The following is a 21,809-nucleotide window of genomic DNA, read 5'->3' as shown; positions in this document are numbered from 1 at the left end:
TAGCAAAAGAACAAGCACTAATCAATATTCAGCGCGTCGTTCACCAGAGCCTGCTGTTGCTTCTGGTGTACCGACATATAACCCACCGCCGGAGAGGCAGAGGCAGGACGTCCGGCGTAACGTAAAGAAGCGCCGAATGGCACCACTTCTCGTAAGTTGTGTTGGCTGCAATACCAGGCCCCCTGGTTTAACGGCTCTTCTTGACACCAAACGAAATCATGCACATGTGCATATTTCTCCAGCACCGCCTGAACCGCCTGATGCGGGAACGGATATAACTGCTCGATACGGATGATGGCGACGTCTTTCTGCTCATTCTTGCGGCGCTGCTCCAGCAGGTCGTAGTACACTTTGCCAGCGCACAGCACCATGCGTTTGACCGCTTTCGGCTCCAGATCGTCGATCTCGCCGATAGCCGACAAGAAAGTGCCATTGGCCAACTCTTCCAGGGAAGAAACCGCCTGCGGGTGACGCAGCAGTGACTTAGGCGACATCACCACCAGCGGGCGGCGCATTCCGCGTAGTGCCTGTCGGCGTAGCATATGGTAAACCTGCGCCGGAGTAGATGGGATGCATACTTGCATATTCTGCTCTGCACAAAGCTGCAGGTATCGTTCCAGACGCGCTGAAGAGTGCTCTGGCCCCTGGCCTTCGTAACCGTGTGGCAGCAACATCACCAGGCCACACATGCGCCCCCATTTCTGCTCGCCGGAGCTGATGAACTGATCGATAACAACTTGCGCACCGTTGGCAAAGTCACCGAATTGCGCCTCCCAAATGGTCAGTGTGCGTGGTTCAGCGGTAGCGTAACCATATTCGAACGCCAGCACGGCTTCCTCAGACAGTACCGAGTCCCAGACGTTGAATTCGCCCTGGCCACTGTGGATATTCGCTAGCGGAACATAGACCGAGCTGTTTTTCTGGTTGTGCACCACCGCATGGCGATGGAAGAAGGTGCCACGGCTGACATCTTCACCAGAGATGCGGATAGGGATGCCTTCATCCACCAGGGTGGCATAGGCCAGCGTTTCAGCCGCACCCCAGTCGAACGGTTTGTTACCTGCGGCCATCTCTGCACAGTCGCGGTAGATTTTCGCTACGCGTGATTGCATTTCGATTGCTTCCGGCACACTGCTGATGCAGCGAGCCAGCTCCTGCAAGCGTTTCATCTCGACTTTGCTTGGGTACTCCTCGTCCCACTCATGGTTCAGGTATGGCGACCAGGTGAAGGAATGCAGGTTCATCGGACGCCACTCTTCAACGACACAGTCGCCACGGTCGAGCGCGTCACGGTACAAATTCACCATTTCTGTGGCATCTTCCAGGCTAGCTACTTTTTGTTCGGTCAGAATATCAGTGTAGATTTCGCGTGGCGTTGGGTGTTTTTTGATCTTCTGGTACATAACCGGCTGGGTGGCGCTTGGCTCATCGGCCTCGTTATGCCCATGACGACGGTAGCAGACCAAATCGATCATCACATCACGTTTAAAGGTGTTACGGAAATCCAATGCCAGGCGGGTGACGAACGCCACCGCTTCTGGATCGTCTGCGTTGACGTGGAAGATCGGTGCTTGAACCATTTTGGCGATGTCGGTACAATACCGGGTTGAGCGGGTATCTAGCGGGTTGGAGGTGGTGAAACCCACCTGGTTGTTGATGACGATGCGCACCGTGCCACCCACTTCGTAACCGCGCGCCTGCGACATATTCAGGGTTTCCTGCACTACACCCTGACCAGTAATAGCCGCGTCACCATGGATAGTAATTGGCAGCACCCTATTACTGCGCGTTTCGTCCAGACGATCGCGGCGGGCGCGTACCGAGCCCATCACAACTGGGCTGACGATCTCCAGGTGCGATGGATTGAACGTCAGTGCCAGGTGAACCATGCCACCTTCAGTTTCTACATCGGAGGAAAAGCCCTCGTGGTATTTCACGTCACCAGTGCCGAGGTGTTCCTTATGCTTGCCAGCGAACTCGTCAAACAGGTCGGACGGCTTTTTGCCCAGCACATTGATCAACACATTCAGGCGGCCACGGTGAGCCATGCCCAGTACCACTTCACGCATACCATTATTGCCCGCGTGACGCACCATTTCTTTCAGCATGGGCACCAACGCGTCACCACCTTCTAGCGAGAAGCGCTTCGCGCCAGGAAACTTGGCACCCAGATAACGTTCCAGACCTTCCGCTGCGGTCAACTCATTCAAGAAACGGCGTTTCTCATCGCGGGTAAAGCTAGCGTTCCCCCCCACCGATTCGATGCGTTGCTGGAGCCAGCCTTTCTCTTCAGTATAGGTGATGTGCATGTACTCTGCACCAATCGAACCACAGTAGGTCTTCTTCAGCGCAGCGTACAGGTCACCCAGTTTCATGGTTTCTTTGCCGATGGCGAAAGAACCCACGTTAAAGGTTTCATGGAAATCGACTTCAGTCAGATTGTGGTAAGCGGGATCAAGGTCAGACACTTTCTCCTGCTGCCACAGGCCAAGCGGATCGAGGTTAGCATGCTGATGCCCACGGAAACGGAAGGCATTGATTAGTTGCAATACCTTGACTTGTTTGGCATCGGTTTCTGGATCAGTGTTGGTAGTGTTGTACCCTGTGGTGTCTTTCGCCAGGCGGCGGAAGTAATCGCGTATTTTAGAGTGAAGATGATTGGATTTTATCCCCCCAGAGGTAACTTGCTGAAAAATGGAACGCCAGCTATCTTCAACGGAGCTAGGATCAGTTAAAAAATCTTCATAGAGTTGCTCTATGTAAGACTGGTTCGCGCCTGTCAGATAGGAGGAATCCAGCCAGGCCTTCATTGCGCCGTTCTGCATCATGATTCCTTAAGCTTGGAAGCTTTAGTTTTCGCCGTAGTTAGCATAATTACCGTGATAAATACGGTTATCCGTAAACGATTCACTCGGCGTATCTTATAGCCACTAAAATAACTGATATACGCTGTTATGAACCTTGGGTTCCTTATAGAAGGAACCTCTAAAAACCGGCGAACAAATCAGGCTGCATGGAACACCACAACCATGGGTCAGTTTTTAGCGGTTACCTTCCGTGCGATATGCGCCGGAATACTGCCCGGCGCAGCCTCTCATTCCCTTTATGCGCTGCGTTGCAGCAGCATGGACTTGATATGCCCAATAGCACGCGTCGGATTCAAACCTTTAGGACATACACTGACACAGTTCATTATGCTATGGCAGCGGAAAACACTAAAAGCGTCGTCTAGATCATCTAAACGTTCTTGTTTTTCCGTATCACGGCTGTCGATCAGGAAGCGATACGCTGCCAGCAGCCCAGCCGGGCCTATGAACTTGTCAGGGTTCCACCAGAACGATGGGCAAGACGTTGAGCAGCAAGCACACAGAATGCACTCGTACAGACCATCCAGTTTAGCCCGTTGCTCCGGTGACTGTAGATGTTCGCGCGCCGGGGGATACTTGCCATCGTTTAGCAGATAAGGTTTTATCTTTTCATATTGAGCGTAGAACTGGCCCATATCTACCACCAGATCGCGTACCACCGGTAACCCCGGCAGCGGGCGGATCACAATTTTTTCGTGACCTTTACGCAGCGAAGAGATTGGAGTGATGCACGCCAAGCCGTTTTTGCCGTTTATATTGATCCCATCGGAACCGCACACGCCCTCACGGCATGAACGGCGGAATGACAGAGTCGGGTCTTGCTCCTTCAGTTGGATTAATGCATCCAGCAGCATCATGTCACGCCCTTCTTCCGCTTCCAGGTTGTAATCCTGCATGTATGGTGCATCGTCGGCATCCGGGTTGTAGCGATAAACCGAAAATTCGAGTTTCATCAATCAATCTCCGCAATTAGTAAGAACGCACTTTCGGCGGGAATGCCGGACGCAACTTCGGTTGCATATTAACCTGACGGCACGTCATGCTTTCCGATTGCGGCAGATATAGCGAATGGCATAGCCAGTTGGCGTCATCACGTTCCGGATAATCGAAACGGCTATGTGCACCCCGGCTCTCAGTACGAAAGTTGGCCGACACCGCAGTGGAATATGCGGTCTCCATCAGGTTATCCAACTCCAGGCATTCGATACGCTGGGTGTTGAACTCGCTGGAGGTATCGTCCAGCCTGGCATGCTTCAGACGTTCACGGATCACTTTCAGTTCTTCCAGCCCTTTGGCCATCGCATCACCTTCACGGAATACTGAGAAATTGTGCTGCATACAGGATTGAAGTGCCTTACGAATTTCAACCGGGTCTTCACCTGAGCGGGTATTATTCCAGCGGTTCAAACGCTCCAGCGAGGCTGCTACATCAGACTCACTGGCGTCACGGTTCTCTCCCTGCCCTTCAAGCGATGCTTGTAGGTGCAAGCCAGCAGAACGGCCGAATACCACCAGATCCAGTAGCGAGTTGCCCCCCAGACGGTTAGCACCATGCACCGATACGCAGGCAATTTCACCCACAGCGAACAGCCCCTGAATGACCACATCTTCACCTTGATCGTTTACCGTCAGCACTTGACCAGACACTTTGGTCGGAATACCGCCCATCATGTAGTGGCAGGTCGGGATAACCGGGATGGGTTCTTTCACCGGATCGACATGCGCGAAAGTGCGTGACAGTTCCAGAATGCCCGGTAAACGGGATTCCAGCACATCTTTGCCCAAATGATCCAACTTCAACTTGGCGTGTGGCCCCCAAGGGCCATCACAACCACGGCCTTCACGGATTTCAATCATGATGGAACGGGCAACCACATCGCGCCCTGCCAAGTCTTTGGCGTTCGGCGCATAACGCTCCATGAAGCGCTCGCCGTGTTTGTTCAGCAGATAGCCGCCTTCACCACGGCAGCCTTCAGTCACCAGTACCCCAGCACCAGCGATGCCGGTCGGATGGAACTGCCACATTTCCATGTCCTGCACCGGCACACCAGCACGCAGCGACATGCCGACACCGTCACCGGTGTTGATGTGGGCGTTGGTGGTAGACTGATAAATACGGCCTGCACCACCAGTCGCCAGCACCGTAGCCTTGGCTTTGAAGTAAGCCACTTCACCGGTTTCTATGCAGATAGCGGTAGTACCCACTACGGCACCCTCCGAGTTTTTCACCAGATCCAGCGCATACCACTCGGAGAAGATGGTAGTGTGGTTCTTCAGGTTCTGTTGGTACAAGCTGTGCAGCAGTGCGTGACCGGTACGGTCAGCAGCCGCAGCGGTCCGTGCTGCCTGCCCACCGCCGAAGTTCAGCGATTGGCCACCGAATGGGCGTTGATAGATTCGGCCATCGTCCAGACGGGAGAACGGCAACCCCATATGTTCCAGTTCCAAAATGGCTTCCGGGCCGGTTTTACACATATACTCAATGGCGTCCTGATCACCGATATAGTCGGAACCTTTCACCGTGTCATACATATGCCATTCCCAGTTGTCTTCATGGCTATTGCCGAGCGCAACAGTGATACCACCCTGCGCAGAGACAGTATGGGAACGGGTCGGGAATACTTTGGACAGCAGGGCGCAAGTTAAACCCGCTTGGGAAATCTGTAACGCAGCACGCATACCTGCGCCACCGGCACCGATAACCACTGCATCAAACTCTCTGACCGGCAGTTTCATTTAAACACCCCACACGACGATAGTTCCATACAATAAATAGACCAGCAATACGACAACGATCGCTAGTTGCGACACTAAGCGAACCGCCAGCGGTTTGACATAATCCGTCAGTACCTGCCACAAGCCGATCCAAGCGTGGACCAGAATCGACAGCAAGGTCAGCAAGGTGAATACTTTTGTCATAGAGGTAGCGAAGAAACCGTGCCAGATTTCATAGGTGAGGTCTGGGGCCAAGATAAAAAAACCAAGGAGATACAGGACATACAGAATAATGATGATGGAGGAAGCTCGTAGCAACAACCAATCGTGCACGCCGTTGTGCCCTAATGCAGAAACATTGTTTACCATACCCAAACTCCAGCCAAAACTGATAGCACAATGGTCAGACAGATCGCCACCTGGGCTGAGCGGTTACCAGCGGCCAGACTCTCTACGATACAGCCAAAATCCATCAGCAAGTGACGCACGCCACCGCAAATGTGATAGGCCAGCGCCGTGAGGATGCCCCATAATATGAATTTGACAATGAAGCTATTCATGATGGCGGCTGCCTGCATGAAACCTTCAGCGGAAGAGAGAGACAGGCCCAGTAGCCAAAGGAGAATGCCCACAGCAATAAAGGTAATTACGCCAGAGATTCGATGTAAGATAGAGGCTATTGCAGTTACGGGAAAGCGGATCGTTTGCAGATCCATATTGACAGGTCGTTTTTTTTTCACATCTATTCCACGCAGCTCTTATGATTTTCCTTCCTCCGGGTCTGGGTAAGAATCAAACAGCGTTAAGAGCCAAAACCCTTACGCGTCACGCGCTTAAACATCAATATCCTCTGTGCTCAAACGGCGCGCATTTATAACGCTGGGAGTCCCAACTTCGGGTAATCCGGAGACCTCGCGGCAGTATAGAAGGGGTACATTATTATTACAATTAACATACAATCACTTTGATAACATTTCTACCGAACAGTGATTTAGATCACACATCTCACAATTATTACGATACTAATCGCTTAAATTTACAATAAGTAAGTATTTGAATTACATATTGATTGCAAAAAGTTTTATGATGCTCTCTAGGTCAGCAGCTACACCTTCTCCATTATCCAAGATATGTAACGGTGTACCTACCAAGCCTATCCCGATAGCTGTGGTTTCCCACCCAGCTTTACCGCAAAAAGCAAATGTCGCTCATAGGATTAACGTCCGCTCCATTTTGTGCGGGCAACCTGATAAGATTTAAGGTATTTCAGGTTTTAGACGTTTTTAAAATTAAGAGCCTATTCCAGTGGGCGTTCATTGTTGTAGCCAGTTTGGATCAGGACAGCGCGTAACAACCGCAGTGTACATGACGTACGTGAGGATGGTTAGCATTGCCCCAGGGCCAAAATGGCAAATAAAATAGCCTAGTGGGATAGATTCTAAGGCGCTAAGGAGACATAAATGACTGATAAGAAAGCGACGCTAACGTTTAGTAATGATGGTGAACCCCCGATCGAATTGAGTTTATTAACCCCAACACTGGGTCGTGATGTCCTTGATGTCCGCACTCTCGGTTCCAAAGGTTATTTCACATTTGATCCCGGCTTTACTTCTACCGCCTCATGCGAATCAAAAATCACCTTCATCGATGGCGACAAGGGCATTCTGCTGCATCGTGGTTTCCCGATCGAGCAGTTGGCGAAAGAGTCTTGCTATCTGGAAGTGTGCTACATCCTGTTATACGGCGAGGCACCAACCGCAGAAGAATTCGATACCTTTAAAACCACCGTGACCCGCCACACCATGATCCATGACGAGATCAGCCATTTGCTCCGTGGATTCCGCCGCGACTCGCACCCGATGGCAGTGCTATGCGGCGTGATCAGCGCGTTAGCCGCATTCTACCACGATGCGCTGAACATCAACAACGAACGTCACCGCGAGATCACCGCTTTCCGCCTGCTGTCAAAAATGCCGACCGTGGCGGCGATGTGTTACAAATATTCTCTAGGCCAGCCGTTTATTTATCCGCGCAATGATCTCTCTTACGCTGGCAACTTCCTACACATGATGTTTGCTACCCCATGCGAAGAATACGTAGTGAACCCGGTGTTGGAACGCTCCATGGATCGCATCTTGATCCTGCATGCTGACCATGAACAGAATGCCTCCACGTCTACCGTACGTACCGCAGGCTCCTCCGGTGCCAATCCGTTTGCCTGCATTGCAGCTGGTATCGCTTCTCTATGGGGCCCGGCGCACGGCGGTGCCAACGAAGCTGCACTAAAAATGCTAGAAGAGATCAATACCGTCGATCACATTCCAAAATTCATCAAGCGTGCCAAAGATAAGAACGACTCGTTCCGTTTGATGGGGTTCGGCCACCGCGTGTATAAGAACCATGACCCGCGTGCCACCGTGATGCGTGAAACCTGTCACCAAGTTCTGAAAGAACTGAACAAAAAGGACGACAACTTGCTACAGGTAGCGATGGAGCTAGAACACATTGCGCTGAATGATCCATACTTTATCGAGAAAAAACTGTACCCGAATGTCGATTTCTATTCAGGCATCATACTGAAGGCGATGGGCATTCCTTCTTCTATGTTTACGGTTATTTTCGCCATCGCCCGCACCATGGGCTGGATCGCGCATTGGAACGAAATGCACGATGAAGGCATAAAAATTGCCCGCCCTCGCCAGTTGTACACCGGCTATACTGAGCGTGATTTCAAACCCCAGCTAAAGAACACATAATGCGGCTTTACCCTGGCTAATGCCGCACAGCGCCGCCCGATTGGACGGCATTCTTTTGCATATGTCTGACAAGCAAGGCAAGGGGGCCAGTAAACTCGGCACCAGGGTGATATCCGAGGTACTATAGAGCAAAATGGCACTCTGGGCGGTTTCCAGCCACACCCGCAGGTCGCGCTAAGAGCCTATCCCAGTAGGCGTACATTGTTACCGCCAGTTTGCACACGGACAGCGCGCAACAACCGGCGGTGAAACCGGGCGGCGTCATGAGAAGAGACATCAGGCGGGATTAGGGATATCGATGAAGGTCACGCTAAAGCCGTGCTGCTGCGCCAACCATTCGCCCAACGCTTTAACACCGCCGCGTTCGGTAGCATGGTGGCCAGCGGCGAAGAAGTTAACCCCCATTTCCCGTGCGCTGTGAATGGTCTGCTCCGATACTTCACCACTGATAAAGGCGTCGACGCCAAAACGTGCCGCGCTGTCGATAAAACCCTGGCCACCGCCGGTACACCAGGCCACGCGGCGGATATGCTCTGGCGCATTATCGCCACAATACAGCACGCTACGACCCAGACAGTTTTCGATGCGCTGTTGCAATTCAGTGCCAGTCAGTGGCTGGTCAAACTCGCCGTGCGGCACCAGCGGTTCCACCTCGCCAATCACCCGGATGCCGAGCGCTTGCGCTAACTGTGAGTTGTTTCCCAGCACCGAATGCGCGTCGAGCGGCAGATGGTAACCATACAGATTAATGTCATTGGTTAGCAACGTTTTCAGCCGATTGCGCTTCATGCCACACACCACTGGCGCTTCGTTTTTCCAGAAATAACCATGATGTACAATAATAGCGTCAGCCTGCTGTTCCAGCGCCGCGTCCAACAACGCCTGGCAGGCAGTGACCCCCGTGACGATACGTTGTACATGCGCACGCCCTTCCACTTGCAGTCCATTAGGCCCATCGTCCTGAAACGCCGCCGTATTTAGCTCGCTGTTGATCAGATTTTCCAGATCGAGGTTACGCATAATCTTCTCTCTTCATAGGTAAATGTCTGATGGCCACCTTACGCAATCAAGACAACGTCCCTATCCCCCAGATCGTTGCCTTGCTTTAATAGTGCAGCGCATACCTTCACCTTGTTCCAAACTGAGCTTGATATAACCGATAAATACCGGAGAATCTTTCAGCGCGCCTTGCCATTACCCTAAGATCCTCCCTGTTTCACCGCCTCAAAAGCCGCCAGAGTCTCCAGGCGAGCCTGCCGATGATCGACCACTGGCAGTGGATAATTCAGCACAAGCTGCTGCTTCTGTGCCCAAAGGTGGGGTTGATGAATGTCATTGTCCGGCACATCTGCCAGTTCAGGCAACCATTTACGGATAAATTTGCCTTGTGTATCAAATCGTTCACTCTGGCTGGTCGAATTAAAAATGCGGAAATAGGGGGCAGCATCGGTGCCGGTAGAAGCCACCCATTGCCAGCCGCCGTTATTGGCCGCCAAATCGCCGTCCATCAATTGCCATATAAAATAACGCTCACCGGCGCGCCAGTCGATCAGCAAATCCTTCACCAAAAAACTGGCGCTTATCATCCGCAACCTATTGTGCATCCAACCGGTATTATTCAGTTGGCGCATGGCTGCATCGACGATCGGATAGCCCGTTCCCCCCCGTTGCCAAGCTTTAAGCAGTGATTCATCGTTCCGCCAGCGTACATTATCTGTCCACGCGATATAAGGGCCGATATCTGCATAATGCCGGATAAGCCGCCATCAGATGCCGATAAAACTCACGCCAGATCAGCTCATTGAGCCAGCCGAAAGCGCTGCTTTCACGTTCTTCCAATACCGAAGGATGCTCAGCACACAGCCGATTGAAGCATTGTCAAGGACATAGTGTGCCAATCGCCAGATAGGGCGATAGGCTACTGGTGCCCGCAATAGCCGGCAGGTCGCGCTGGGTAAAATAATCCTGCACCTGCTGGCTGCAGAAAGCCCGCAGCCGCTGTAGCGCCGCCTGTTCGCCAGCAGGGAAATCCTCCCCTGGCTCGGCAGACCGGTACTTAAACGCTGGAGGCGCATCCGGTATTGGCAAAGCACCAGCGCGTGGTTATAGTGTCGGCAGGCAACGCACGTCAGATTCGGTCAAGCGACGGATAAAAGCGTTACGGAACGGCGTGTAAACTTTATACATTTCGCCACTGCTGGTTTTCACGCTCCCAGGTGGTAACAGCAGACTTTCATCGAAATGCTGGCAGCGCACCCGGCCAGCCAGGCGCTGTTCCACTTGTTGATCGCGCCGCCATTCATTTAGCTCATACTGCCGATTGTAAAACAACACCGCTACCTGCTGCTTTGCGCGCAGTAGTCCGTCAGCCAGTCAATCGAAGCCGCAAAGTCATCGCACTGATGGCAATACAGCGGAATGCCTTTTTGCGCCAGTGCCTGTTGCAACTGCTTCAGGCTAGCGTGGATCAGTGCCGCCTGGCGAGGTGCCATGCCGATGCCATTGTTGCGGGGTGGTAATAAACACCGCCAAAACCCTAGCATCAGGCTCGTTGTAGGCAGCATGCAGTGCTTTGTTATCAGTGATACGTAGATCATTACGCAACCATACCAAGTGTGTGATCATTCATAAAGCTACTTGTGAATCATGGCCGTAACGCAGACGCAACGCCTCAGGGTAAGGGTCGAAATAGCGTTGATCCGCCAGATAGCTATCTGGGTATTCAGCCATATAATGTTTGAGCAGCGCGATCGGTGCTAGCAATGGCTGCATGCCCTGCCGATAGCGGTCGATTAATTGCGCCAGTTCGCACCGTTGAGCGGCATTCAGTTGCTGGCGAAAATAACCCTGTACATGTATCAACACGTTGGTGTGATTACGCCGTGTCGCCTTGAGTGCCAGCAACGCCCGCAGGCGACGGCGGTATTCAACCGCGAACGCCTCCAGCGAATCCCATTCACCAATACCAGCGACAAAGCGTCCAAGCTGGCGATACTGGGACTGCGAATGCGCCAACAGCGACAGCTTGTAGCGGCTATGGAAGGCGATCAAACCGCCACGGGTCAGCCCTTTGTGCCATAGCATATTCAGGTCATACAGTGCATAGACTCGTTCGATAAAGTTTTTCCGCAGCGTTACATCATTCAGTCGACCATTTTCTTCCACTGGCAGCCATGGCATTTGACTCAGAAGTTCAGCGGTGAATAGCCCAATGCCATTTTTTGCGCGAGTCTTTACCGTCCTCTCTGTAAACCCGAACCCGCGCCATGCCGCAACTGGGGGATTTGGCACAAACGATATAGCCGCACAAATGCTGCAATGCTGCTACTTACCGTCCGGCGAATTGCTGCATATTATCGGCCAGATCGACGCTGGCATCGTTGCTGTAACGCAGCGATGTCCGCTACGTCGGCAGGCCAATCGCCGTTTCCGGGCAGATAGCCTCAAAACGCACATAAGGGGCCAGTTCCTCTACCGCAAAAGCCAAGCGCTTGTGGCCGCCATTAAAACGCACCGCATCGCCGAGTATGCAGGCGCTGATGCCTAGTGGGATCTTATCGCTCATCGTGCTCTCCTACTGTGCTGGATGATGGTAGAAGTGTAGAAGAGGGGCTTGCAGAATACTACCTTGCCTCTATAAGACAAAAACCATAGCTTTGAGGTATTCATAAGTGGCAACCTGAGTCTCATTGCATGGTGGTAGGCATAAGAAAGCGCTGAGAAAACAGCGTCTTTTATCACATCAATAGAAGGAGATTATTTGGCAGATGCTAGCACTTCAGCGAAGATTTCTACCGCTTCATGCTCGATCTTCTCACGGTGTTCAGCACCCAGGATGCTTTCGCAATAGATCTTGTAGGCTTCTTCAGTACCTGAAGGGCGAACGGCGAACCAACCGTTGTCGGTCATCACTTTCGGGGCACCGATCGGTGCCCCGTTACCTGGTGCGATAGTCAAGTGATCAGTGATCGGATCTCCCCCCAGCATGCTGGCCTTAACCCTGTCCGGCGCCAGCTTGGATAACGCGGCTTTCTGAGCATCGCTAGCCTGAGCCTGAATACGGTTGTAGCTTCATGCACCAAAGCGCTTGACCAGACCATCGTAATGCTGCTGAGGATTTTTGCCGGTCACCGCCGTGATTTCCACCGCCAGCAGGCACATGATAATACCGTCTTTTTCAGTCGACCATGGCATGCCGTCAAAGCGCAGAAACGAGGACCCGGCACTTTCTTCTCCGCCAAATCCCAGGCTACCGTCGAAAAAACCATCAACAAACCATTTAAATCCGACCTGCACTTCCATCATTTTTCGGCCCAGATCGGCGACTACGCGGTCAATCATCACACTGGAAACCAACGTTTTGCCTACCGCCACATCAGCGCCCCATTGCGGACGATGCTGGAGTAAATAGTTGATGGCCACCGCAAGATAATGGTTAGGGTTCATTAAACCTTGTGGCGTCACTATGCCGTGGCGGTCGTAATCTGGATCGTTGGCGAACGCCAGATCGAATTTGCCGAGCAGTGCGAGCAGACCGGCCATCGCTGACTCGGACGAGCAGTCCATGCGGATGATGCCATCATGATCCAGATGCATAAAACGGAAAGTCTGATCGATAGAGTCATTCACCAACGTCAGATCCAGCTTGTAATGCTCGGCCATGCGCTGCCAGTCGGCAATGCCTGAATCGCTGAGTGGCTCAACCCCCAACTTAAATGGCCGCCATGTCAACCACATCCACCAGCCCTGTAATGTATGGCTGCACCAGATCTTTAGTATGCAAATGACCGCTATGCCAAGCCTTATCCAAAGACTGACGCTGCATGCCCTTCAAGCACTGCGCCCACAGTTTATTTGCGCGTTTTTCGATCAGCTCGGTCAGGTAGGTGTCGGCCGGGCCGCCATTCGGCGGGTTGTACTTGATTCCGTCGGCTTCCGGTGGATTATAGGAGCGTGTGATGACGATACTATCCACCTGCGCCCCACCCTGACGGTTATGGCATAGGATAGCGTGCGATACTGACCGCGTAGGCGTAAAACCGTTATTTTCCTGCACGATCACATCAATACCGTTGGCAGTGAGGACTTCCAGCACCGAAATAACGGTCGATTCTGACAGCGCATGGATATCCTTGCCTACGTAGCAAGGGCAAGTCACCCCCTGCTGATGGCGGACTTCAGCGATCGCCTGAGCAATGGCGAGGATGTGCGCTTCGTTAAAGCTGTGGCGCATTGCACACTACTCCGGTGGCCGGATGTACCGAATTTCACCGCATGGGCAACGTTGCCTACCTCTGGCAGCAGCACGTAGTACTGCGATATCAACTGAGCTACGTTGATCAAATCGTTTTGCTGGGCGGGTTGCCCGGCACGTGGATTATTTGCCATCGACATATCCTTCCTATCACTGTTGGCTAGTGTCAGATGGTTCCGCAAACCTTCTCCGTCAGTTCTGCCGAGAACTGCATGGCGCGCATAATGTTTTCGATCATACTGCGCTGGCGACCAGTATTGGTATTGGTGATCACCCAATAAGGGGTGCCTGGAACGTGTTTCGGCTTGGTATGCCTGCCGTTAGCAAGCAGGGTATGCTGCTCGCTGGCGAAATAAAGACGGGTACGGGCATGCAACGCATCGGTGGCGGCGGAAAAACTCGCGGCATCAAGGTTATAAAGCGTGGAGAGCACCAAAATAAAACGCTCAATGGCCTTACTCTGTTGGCATACTCATCCAAAAGTAGCAGTTCACGGATGGCACGCACGCGATCAGACGCAAGTGGCGCAGGCAACACTTTTTTTCGCGGGCTGACAGTCGCCAACGGTTACATGGCGGTAAATTTCAGCATGCGGCGTAAAATATCGGACGCGCTTTCACCTATATTTTGGCGGGTTGCATCTTTTGGCAACCAACGCGTTTTGACGCTAAAACCAGCTCGCTGGAGATTTGGCAAGGGCTGCTGCTTATTTGGGCAGTGTATACCGGCGTGATCCATGGCTTCGGCTTTCGGCCGCAGCGTAATTTCTGGCGCGCTCTTTTCGCGCCACTTCCTGCCATTGTGGTTTTGGACGCAGGATTACTTTACGTTTCTTTATAATCTCCGTGATATCACTATGTGATGGGGCTAATGCAGCCCATAATTATTTTCATTATAACTCACCCCCATTTCCAACCCGATCCGACTTGCGTATAGTAATAGCGTTAAATCGCATTATCGGGAAATAGAGTCAGAGTGAGTAATAAGTTGTTTCGATGGCCGGTTCGTGTTTACTACGAGGATACCGATGTCAGTGGTGTGGTCTATCACGCCCGTTATGTCGCTTTTTTTGAAAGAGCGCGCACTGAGATGCTGCGTCAGCATAAATTTCATCAACAGCAACTGCTCAATCAACATGTCGCTATCGTTGTCCAGCGTATGGCGGTGGATTACCTGGCTCCGGCTCGTCTCGACGAACAACTGGAAGTGCAGAGTGAAATCACTGTTATCCGCGCGGCTGCTCTCATGTTTGCTCAATGCATTGTCAACTCAGACGGAACTCTGCTGAGCCAAGCCAATTTATTGATTGCATGTTTTGATCTACACCTAATGAAGCCAATAGCGCTTCCTAAGTCTATTGTCGCGGAGTTAAGCAGTGACTGACATGAACATCCTAGATTTATTCTTGAAAGCGAGCCTACTGGTTAAGCTTATCATGCTGATTTTAATATGCTTATCGGTAGCCTCTTGGGCGATCATCATCCAGCGCACGCGCATCCTCAATGTGGCAACGCGCGACGCCGAGGCCTTTGAAGACAAATTCTGGTCTGGTGTCGAGCTTTCCCGTCTATACCATGAGAGCCAGGCGCGTCGCGATAGCTTGACTGGCTCAGAACAGATCTTCTATGCGGGTTTTAAAGAGTTCGCCCGTTTGCACCGTGCCAATAATCATGAGCCGGAGTCGGTTATTGAAGGGGCATCGCGAGCGATGCACATCTCAATGAACCGCGAGCTGGAAGCGTTGGAAAACCATATTTCGTTCCTCGGCACCGTTGGTTCGATCAGCCCGTATATTGGTCTGTTTGGCACCGTGTGGGGGATCATGCACGCCTTTATCGTACTGGGTGCGGTGAAGCAGGCTACGTTGCAGATGGTGGCACCGGGTATTGCCGAAGCGTTGATCTCCACCGCAATCGGACTTTTCGCTGCGATCCCAGCTGTGATGGCCTATAACCGCCTCAATCAACTTGTCAACAAACTTGAGCAAAATTACGGCAACTTTATGGAAGAGTTTACCGCTATTCTCCACCGTCATGCCTTCTCCAGCGACAGCAAATAAGTAGGGGGCAGCATGGCGAGAATACCTGGACGCCATCGGCGTGAACTGAAGTCCGAAATTAACATCGTTCCTCTGCTTGATGTGCTGTTGGTGCTGCTGCTGATCTTTATGGCAACCGCGCCAATTATCACGCAGAGCGTGGAAGTTGAACTACCGGATGCCGCTGATTCCAAAACCGTGTCCAGCGCTGATAATCTGCCGGTGATCCTTGAAGTTTCCGGTGTGGGTCAATACACCCTGGTGATGGATCACCAGCGTATGGCATTGCTGCCACCAGAGCAGGTGGCAGCCAAAGCCAAATCACGCTTGGTAGCCAATCCGAAAACGGTCTTTTTAATCGGCGGTGCGCAGGATGTTCCTTATGATGAAATTATTAAGGCATTGAATATTCTCCATCAGGCGGGTGTAACGTCCGTTGGGCTGATGACTCAGCCAATTTGATCGTAACGTATGGCACCTGGTTCCTGTGCTGTGGCTCAGGAACCCCGTATAAGCAACAGCCGTTTTAGGAACTTATTTTGGTAAAGGCAACTGAACAAAACGATAAGCTTAATCGTGCCGTTATTGTTTCGGTCGTGCTGCATTTGATACTGATTGCCCTTCTGATTTGGGGATCGTTGCAGGAAACCATCATGAGTGCTGGCGGCGGTGGCGTTGATGGTTCCGTTGTCGGCGCGGTAATGGTCGTTCCTAGTGCCGTGTTGGAGCAATACAACCGCCAGCAGCAGCAGAGCAATGACGCACAGCGTGCCGAGAAACTGCGTCAGAAAAAAGCGCAGCAGCAGGCCGAAGAACTTAAACAGAAGCAGGCGGGGGAGCAGCAACGCCTGAAAGCGCTAGAAAAAGAACGTCTGACGATGCAAGAAAAAACCGCGCAGCAGGCCAAAATGCTGGCGGAACAGCAGAAATCAGCGGAAGCCGCAGCGGCGAAAGCCAAAGCAGAGGCTGATAAACTTGCCATAGCGCAGGCCGAGGCGCAGAAGAAAGCCGAAGCCAGGAAACGGGCGGAAGAAGCCAAGAACGCCGCGGAACAAAAAGCCGCAGCGCAAGCCAAGAAGAAAGCTGCTGCCGCAAAGCAGTCCGCGGAAGTCGATGATCTGTTTGATGGCCTGTTGGACGGTAAAAACGCGCCTGAAGGTGGGGGCAAACAGAAGGGGGAAGGCAAGCCTGCGGGGCAGGGTAATGCCAAGGCCGCAGGGGCCAGCCGTGCGTATATCAACAGTTATATGAGGCAGATTCAGGGTGCGATCCAAAGCAAGTTTTATGACCCCGGTTCATTCACCGGCAAAACCTGTGATCTGCGCATCAAGCTGGCACTGGATGGCTTGCTGATCAGCGTGCAGGAGGTAGGCGGCGATCCAGCGCTTTGTCAGGCGGCAGTCTATGCTGCTAAGCTGGCACAGATGCCTAAACCGCCAAGCGATGCCGTTTATCAGCATTTTAAAAATTTTACACTGGGATTTAAGCCGCAATAACGCTCGATTAACACAGCGATGCTATAGGGATATACTAGGCTGTGTCCCTCAATCGCCCTTGAGCGCCGCTGGTGGTCATTTTCACGCGCAGCAAGGCGCGGGCCAGGAAGGTTGGTGGGCCAAATCAGCGAATCGTCACTTAGAAACGCGCCCACAATGGCTCTAAGCCGTTCTGGTCTCGTCCTAAAATCCAGTACTCGGTGTTATCGCTTTTGGACATAGGCCCGCCCTTTTGCCTTGATTACTAGCTTTTGGGTTTGCTATTGTGCCCAGAGTCAATGACGGAACACTGACTAAAGGTAACCAATAAGGTAACCAATAGAGATTATGCAGCTTTGTTTGTGTTGGATTATTAAAATTCTGCTAATTTATCGTAGGCATTCTGCTTGGATAAGGGAGATGAGATGAAGCAAGCATTTCGAGTAGCGCTAGGCTTTTTAATACTGTGGGCGTCCGTTCTTCACGCAGAAGTTCGCATTGAAATCACCCAAGGGATCGATTCTGCTCGTCCGATTGCTGTGGTGCCGTTTAAATGGACTGGTTCTGGCACGCCTCCAGAAGATATTGGCAAGATTGTCGGCGCAGACTTGCGCAATAGCGGCAAATTCAACCCGATTGATGTGGCACGCATTCCTCAGCAACCCACCACCGCATCTGAAGTGACGCCAGCGGCCTGGACTGCACTGGGCATTGATGCTGTAGTTGTCGGCCAGGTGCAACCTGGCGCAGACGGTAGTTACCTGATCTCTTATCAATTGGTGGATACCTCAGGTTCCCCAGGCAGCGTAATGGCACAGAACCAGTTTAAAGTGACCCAACAATGGTTGCGTTATTCTGCACATACTGCTAGCGACGAAGTATTTGAAAAGCTGATTGGCACTAAGGGGGCTTTCCGCACCCGTATCGCCTACATAGCGCAGACCAACGGCGGTAAATTTTCCTACGAACTGCGTGTAGCAGACTATGATGGCTACAACCAGTTTGTGGTGCACCGCTCTCCTGAGCCGCTGATGTCACCAGCGTGGTCACCGGATGGTAGCAAGCTGGCCTATGTGACCTTCGAAAGCGGCCGCTCGGCGCTGGTGGTGCAAACTTTAGCTAACGGGGCAATCAGCCAGATCGCCGCGTTCCCGCGTCACAACGGTGCACCGGCGTTCTCCCCAGATGGCAGCCGCCTGGCGTTTGCGCTGTCCAAGAGTGGTAGCCTGAACCTGTACGTGATGAACCTCGATTCTGGCCAAATGACGCAGATCACCGATAGTCGTAGCAACGACACTGAGCCAGCCTGGTTCCCGGATGGTCAGACGCTGGCCTATACCTCCGATCAGGGGGGCCGTCCGCAAGTTTACAAGATCAGTGCTAGCGGCGGAGCATCGCAGCGTCTGACATGGGAAGGTTCTCAGAATCAGAACGCTAAGGTCAGTTCCGATGGTAAATTTCTAGTGATGGTGAGTTCCAATAATGGGGTTCAGCATATCGCCAAACAAGATCTTGGTTCGGGAGCCGTTCAAGTATTAACCGGCACTCTCCTTGACGAAACGCCTAGTATTGCGCCAAATGGCACTATGGTTATCTATAGTTCCATGCAAGGTATGGGTTCCGTGTTGCAACTGGTATCAACTGATGGGCGTTTTAAAGCGCGTCTTCCGGCAACTGATGGACAGGTCAAATCCCCTGCCTGGTCGCCGCATCTGTGATGCATGTGCCAATTATATATGTCAAACTATAAGAGGATCAAAGAAATGCAATTGAATAAAGTGCTGAAAGCGCTTCTGCTGGCATTGCCCGTACTGGCTGTAGCAGCTTGTAGTTCTAAAAAAAGCGCAAACGACGATCAATCTGGGATGGGGGCTGGCACTGGCATAGAAAACGGCAGCAGCAATCTATCTTCTGAAGAGCAAGCGCGTTTGCAGATTCAAGAAATGCAAAAGGAAAACACGATATACTTCGGCCTCGATAAGTATGACGTAAGCGCTGATTTTGCTCAGATGTTGGACTCACATGCGACGTTCTTACGTAATAACGCTTCTTACAAAGTGACTGTTGAAGGCCATGCGGACGAACGTGGTACGCCGGAATACAACATCGCTCTGGGCGAGCATCGTGCTAACTCAGTTAAAATGTACTTGCAGGGAAAAGGCGTTTTAGCTGACCAGATATCTATCGTTTCCTACGGCAAAGAAAAACCAGCTGTACTGGGTCACGACGCAGATGCTTATGCTAAAAACCGCCGTGCCGTTCTGGTTTACTAAGAAAATCGTATGAATAGTGACTTCAGATGCCATGTGTTCAGTCTATCGTTGCTGATTGGCTTAGCGGCTCCATGGGCCGCTACTGCCCAAGTGCCAATCAGTCATGTGGGTTCTGGTTCGCTTGAAGAGCGCGTCACCTTGCTTGAACGCATCAGCAATGCTCAGGGCCAGCTTTTAAACCAACTCCAGCAACAACTCTCTGAAAATCAGCATGATATTGACGCCTTGCGCGGGCAGACTCAGGAAAATCAATATCAATTAAACCAAGTCGAGCGCCAGAGGAAAAGCTATCAACAGATGGATAATCTCAGCCAGGGCAGTGCTCAGGTGGGGGGAGTTACAGCCGGGGCAGCAGTAGCTGGTACCTCTAACGGCAGCACCCGCACGTCTGTGGTACCCTCCAACCAAGGGGATGAAAACAGCGACTACAATACCGCTGTTTCTTTGGCACTGGAAAAAAAACAGTATGACCCAGCGATCTCTGCTTTTCAGTCCTTCGTAAAACAGCACCCAAAATCTACCTACCAGCCTAATGCCAATTATTGGCTGGGTCAGCTGCTTTACAACAAAGGTAAAAAAGATGATGCGGCCTACTATTTTGCGGTGGTGGTGAAGAATTACGTAAAGTCACCTAAAGCGCCGGATGCCATGTACAAAGTAGGTATCATCATGCAGGAAAAAGGGCAGGCTGATAAAGCTAACGCCGTGTTCCAGCAGGTAATTAAACAGTATCCAACCAGCGCGGCGGCCGCACTGGCGAAAAGTCGCGTAGCCGGTTAACAAGTGTAAAAGGTGCCAGGAAATCAGCCAGGCTGACCGATTTTTGGGCTGGTCGTCTGAAGAATAAGCAGTTGAGCCTATTAATCAAAAATTAAGGTTGCACTACAAAGATATATTAGTAATATATGCCGCCGTTGCCAAGACATCTTGCCCGGTGTTAAAGCAGCAAAGAAATTGGGTCGTTAGCTCAGTTGGTAGAGCAGTTGACTTTTAATCAATTGGTCGCAGGTTCGAATCCTGCACGACCCACCACTTCCAAAGCGAGAAAAGACGTGAAATCGGCAAGGACAGCATCCCCCCCAGTGCTGGCGCTGAAGGCAGAGCTATCTGGCATAGTCCACCACGCTAAAAAGTGATTGAACGTGAAATCCACGCTTACTGCTATCTCTGCATCAAACACCTCTCCTGGTATACTGCCGCTTATTAGCATTTAATAAATTAAATATTCTTGCGCATATATGAAAATATCTGCGTACTTATCGCACAATACCCATTTGTTTAATATATAAAACAAATGGGTATTGTGCGGGGGAGTACAGCCGAAAGCGCCCAGCCTAGAATGATACTGTAGTAATGAGTGAAATGTTTGATGCTAATGGATATCCCTTCCCACCCAAACCGGTTCCATTGGACGTTGCGGCTACGCTGTACTACCGTGAGCGGATTAAAACCTTGCTCAAGGAGCATAATGCGGTGATGGTTTCACGCTATTATACCGACCCGTAAATTCAGGCACTGGTGGAAGAAAATGGCGGCTGTGTGGCGGATTCGCTGGAGATGGCACGCATTGGCAGCGCGCATCCTGCTTCAACGCTGTTCGTCGCTGGGGTGCGTTTTATGGGGGGAACCGCCAGGATCTTCAGCCCGGGAAAAAAGTTCTGATGCCGACATTGTACGCCGAATGCTCGCTGGATCTTGGCTGCCCGGAAGAAGAGTTTCGCGCATTTTGCGATGATAGTCATCCCGATCGCACAGTCGTGGTCTACGCTAATACTTCGGCGGCGGTCAAAGCGTGCGTCGACTGGGTTGTGACCTCCAGCATTGACATTGAGCTTATTGAACATCTCTACAGCCTGGGTGAGAGAATCATCTTAGCACCGGATTGCAATCTCGGCGGCTATGTGCAGAAGCACACCGGGGCCGATGTACTATGTTGGCAAAAGCTCCTGTATTGTTCATGATGAGTGTAAAACTCAGGCACTGAGGAGAATATAGGCGCTGTACCCGAACGCGGCGATATTGGTGCATCCAGAGTCGCCACAGGCGGTGGTCGAACTAGCCGATGCCCTAGGATCAACCAGTCAACTGATCCAAGCAGCGAAAACGTTGCCGAATAAACGGCTGATTGTGGCTACAGATCGCGGTATTTTTTACAAGAGGCAGCAGGCTTGCTCGGACAAAGAGTTGTTTGAGGCACCGACAGTCGGTGAAGGAGCGAGCTGCCTCAGTTGTGCGCATTGCCCGTAGATGGCGATGAACGGCCTGAGGGATATCGCCGAAATCCTCGATCAGGGTGGTATTTGTATTAAGCATCAGATACAGATAGACGCTACGCTACGCAAAAAGGCGCTATTCCCCCTGAATAGTATGCTGGATTTTGCCGCACAGTTAAGCATACAGGCCAAAGGGAACGCTTAACCGTCTCATTTAA

The 21,809-nt window shown here is 51.8% G+C and carries 15 protein-coding genes, 1 tRNA gene and 6 pseudogenes; 11 read left to right on the top strand and 11 right to left on the bottom strand.

The features are described 5' to 3' along the window. Window positions 1-17 precede the first annotated feature (17 nt). From sucA to sdhC, 5 genes are all read right to left on the bottom strand, one after another. Window positions 18-2,825 (bottom strand): 2-oxoglutarate dehydrogenase E1 component, encoded by a 2,808-nt coding sequence (gene sucA, locus AACL06_RS03365; RefSeq protein WP_339038258.1) that lies wholly within the window; start codon window positions 2,823-2,825, stop codon window positions 18-20. Between the two features lie 278 nt (window positions 2,826-3,103). After that, window positions 3,104-3,820, bottom strand: a complete 717-nt coding sequence (locus AACL06_RS03360; RefSeq protein WP_339038256.1) for a succinate dehydrogenase iron-sulfur subunit — start codon at window positions 3,818-3,820, stop codon at window positions 3,104-3,106. Window positions 3,821-3,836: 16 nt separating this feature from the next. Then, a complete protein-coding gene (gene sdhA, locus AACL06_RS03355; protein WP_339037881.1) occupies window positions 3,837-5,603 on the bottom strand; it encodes a succinate dehydrogenase flavoprotein subunit in 1,767 nt (588 codons plus the stop codon). Beyond that, window positions 5,604-5,951 (bottom strand): succinate dehydrogenase membrane anchor subunit, encoded by a 348-nt coding sequence (sdhD, locus tag AACL06_RS03350; protein ID WP_339037880.1) that lies wholly within the window; start codon window positions 5,949-5,951, stop codon window positions 5,604-5,606. Beyond that, window positions 5,945-6,298 (bottom strand): succinate dehydrogenase cytochrome b556 subunit, encoded by a 354-nt coding sequence (sdhC, locus tag AACL06_RS03345; protein WP_339038254.1) that lies wholly within the window; start codon window positions 6,296-6,298, stop codon window positions 5,945-5,947. The genes sdhD and sdhC overlap by 7 nt, the downstream gene beginning before the upstream one ends. A gap of 744 nt (window positions 6,299-7,042) precedes the next feature. On the opposite strand from sdhC, the gene AACL06_RS03340 reads away from it, so the two are divergent. Further along, window positions 7,043-8,338 (top strand): citrate synthase, encoded by a 1,296-nt coding sequence (locus AACL06_RS03340; protein WP_339037878.1) that lies wholly within the window; start codon window positions 7,043-7,045, stop codon window positions 8,336-8,338. A 276-nt stretch (window positions 8,339-8,614) separates the two neighbouring features. On the opposite strand, the gene AACL06_RS03335 is transcribed toward AACL06_RS03340, so the two are convergent. The 6 genes and pseudogenes from AACL06_RS03335 to AACL06_RS03310 all read right to left on the bottom strand — a co-directional run bounded on the left by AACL06_RS03335 (window position 8,615) and on the right by AACL06_RS03310 (window position 14,243). Continuing rightward, complete coding sequence (locus tag AACL06_RS03335; protein ID WP_339037876.1) at window positions 8,615-9,358, bottom strand: type 2 GTP cyclohydrolase I; 744 nt, start codon at window positions 9,356-9,358, stop codon at window positions 8,615-8,617. Window positions 9,359-9,537: 179 nt separating this feature from the next. Further along, window positions 9,538-10,023, bottom strand: coding sequence for an FAD-binding domain-containing protein (locus tag AACL06_RS03330; protein ID WP_339038252.1), 486 nt, complete (start codon window positions 10,021-10,023; stop codon window positions 9,538-9,540). 418 nt (window positions 10,024-10,441) lie between these two features. Continuing rightward, a pseudogene (locus AACL06_RS03325) lies at window positions 10,442-10,963 on the bottom strand (deoxyribodipyrimidine photo-lyase). Further along, window positions 10,964-11,903 (bottom strand): annotated as a pseudogene (locus AACL06_RS03320) (YbgA family protein). Window positions 11,904-12,094: 191 nt separating this feature from the next. Next, window positions 12,095-13,726 (bottom strand): annotated as a pseudogene (pgm, locus tag AACL06_RS03315) (phosphoglucomutase (alpha-D-glucose-1,6-bisphosphate-dependent)). A gap of 32 nt (window positions 13,727-13,758) precedes the next feature. After that, window positions 13,759-14,243 (bottom strand): annotated as a pseudogene (locus tag AACL06_RS03310) (replication initiation negative regulator SeqA). On the opposite strand from AACL06_RS03310, the pseudogene AACL06_RS03305 reads away from it, so the two are divergent. From AACL06_RS03305 to nadA, 10 genes and pseudogenes are all read left to right on the top strand, one after another. Beyond that, window positions 14,217-14,432: pseudogene (locus AACL06_RS03305) on the top strand (cyd operon YbgE family protein); the annotation flags it as partial. The pseudogenes AACL06_RS03310 and AACL06_RS03305 overlap by 27 nt on opposite strands. A 135-nt stretch (window positions 14,433-14,567) precedes the next feature. Next, entirely contained in the window at window positions 14,568-14,975 is a 408-nt protein-coding gene (gene ybgC / locus AACL06_RS03300) for a tol-pal system-associated acyl-CoA thioesterase (RefSeq protein ID WP_339037874.1), read from the top strand. Beyond that, complete coding sequence (gene tolQ, locus AACL06_RS03295) at window positions 14,968-15,651, top strand: Tol-Pal system protein TolQ (RefSeq protein WP_339037872.1); 684 nt, start codon at window positions 14,968-14,970, stop codon at window positions 15,649-15,651. The genes ybgC and tolQ overlap by 8 nt, the downstream gene beginning before the upstream one ends. Before the next feature lie 12 nt (window positions 15,652-15,663). Next, a complete protein-coding gene (tolR, locus tag AACL06_RS03290; protein WP_339037870.1) occupies window positions 15,664-16,092 on the top strand; it encodes a colicin uptake protein TolR in 429 nt (142 codons plus the stop codon). Between the two features lie 77 nt (window positions 16,093-16,169). Further along, window positions 16,170-17,126 (top strand): cell envelope integrity protein TolA, encoded by a 957-nt coding sequence (gene tolA / locus AACL06_RS03285; RefSeq protein ID WP_339037867.1) that lies wholly within the window; start codon window positions 16,170-16,172, stop codon window positions 17,124-17,126. 404 nt (window positions 17,127-17,530) lie between these two features. Then, window positions 17,531-18,823 (top strand): Tol-Pal system beta propeller repeat protein TolB, encoded by a 1,293-nt coding sequence (tolB, locus tag AACL06_RS03280; protein ID WP_339037865.1) that lies wholly within the window; start codon window positions 17,531-17,533, stop codon window positions 18,821-18,823. Window positions 18,824-18,868: 45 nt separating this feature from the next. After that, window positions 18,869-19,378, top strand: coding sequence for a peptidoglycan-associated lipoprotein Pal (pal, locus tag AACL06_RS03275; RefSeq protein ID WP_339038250.1), 510 nt, complete (start codon window positions 18,869-18,871; stop codon window positions 19,376-19,378). 9 nt (window positions 19,379-19,387) lie between these two features. Next, the gene (gene cpoB / locus AACL06_RS03270) at window positions 19,388-20,158 is read left to right on the top strand and encodes a cell division protein CpoB (protein WP_339037862.1); all 771 of its coding nucleotides are present in this window, start codon (window positions 19,388-19,390) and stop codon (window positions 20,156-20,158) included. A 176-nt stretch (window positions 20,159-20,334) separates the two neighbouring features. Beyond that, a tRNA-Lys gene (locus AACL06_RS03265) sits at window positions 20,335-20,410 on the top strand. 321 nt (window positions 20,411-20,731) lie between these two features. Beyond that, window positions 20,732-21,796, top strand: a pseudogene (gene nadA / locus AACL06_RS03260) (quinolinate synthase NadA). Window positions 21,797-21,809 lie beyond the last annotated feature (13 nt).

The organism is Serratia symbiotica (Periphyllus acericola), from assembly GCF_964019515.1.
In the GTDB taxonomy this organism is placed as follows: domain Bacteria; phylum Pseudomonadota; class Gammaproteobacteria; order Enterobacterales; family Enterobacteriaceae; genus Serratia; species Serratia symbiotica_D.
The sequence above is the reverse complement of the archived record's forward strand: the minus strand, read 5'-3'. Positions and strand labels throughout refer to the sequence as shown.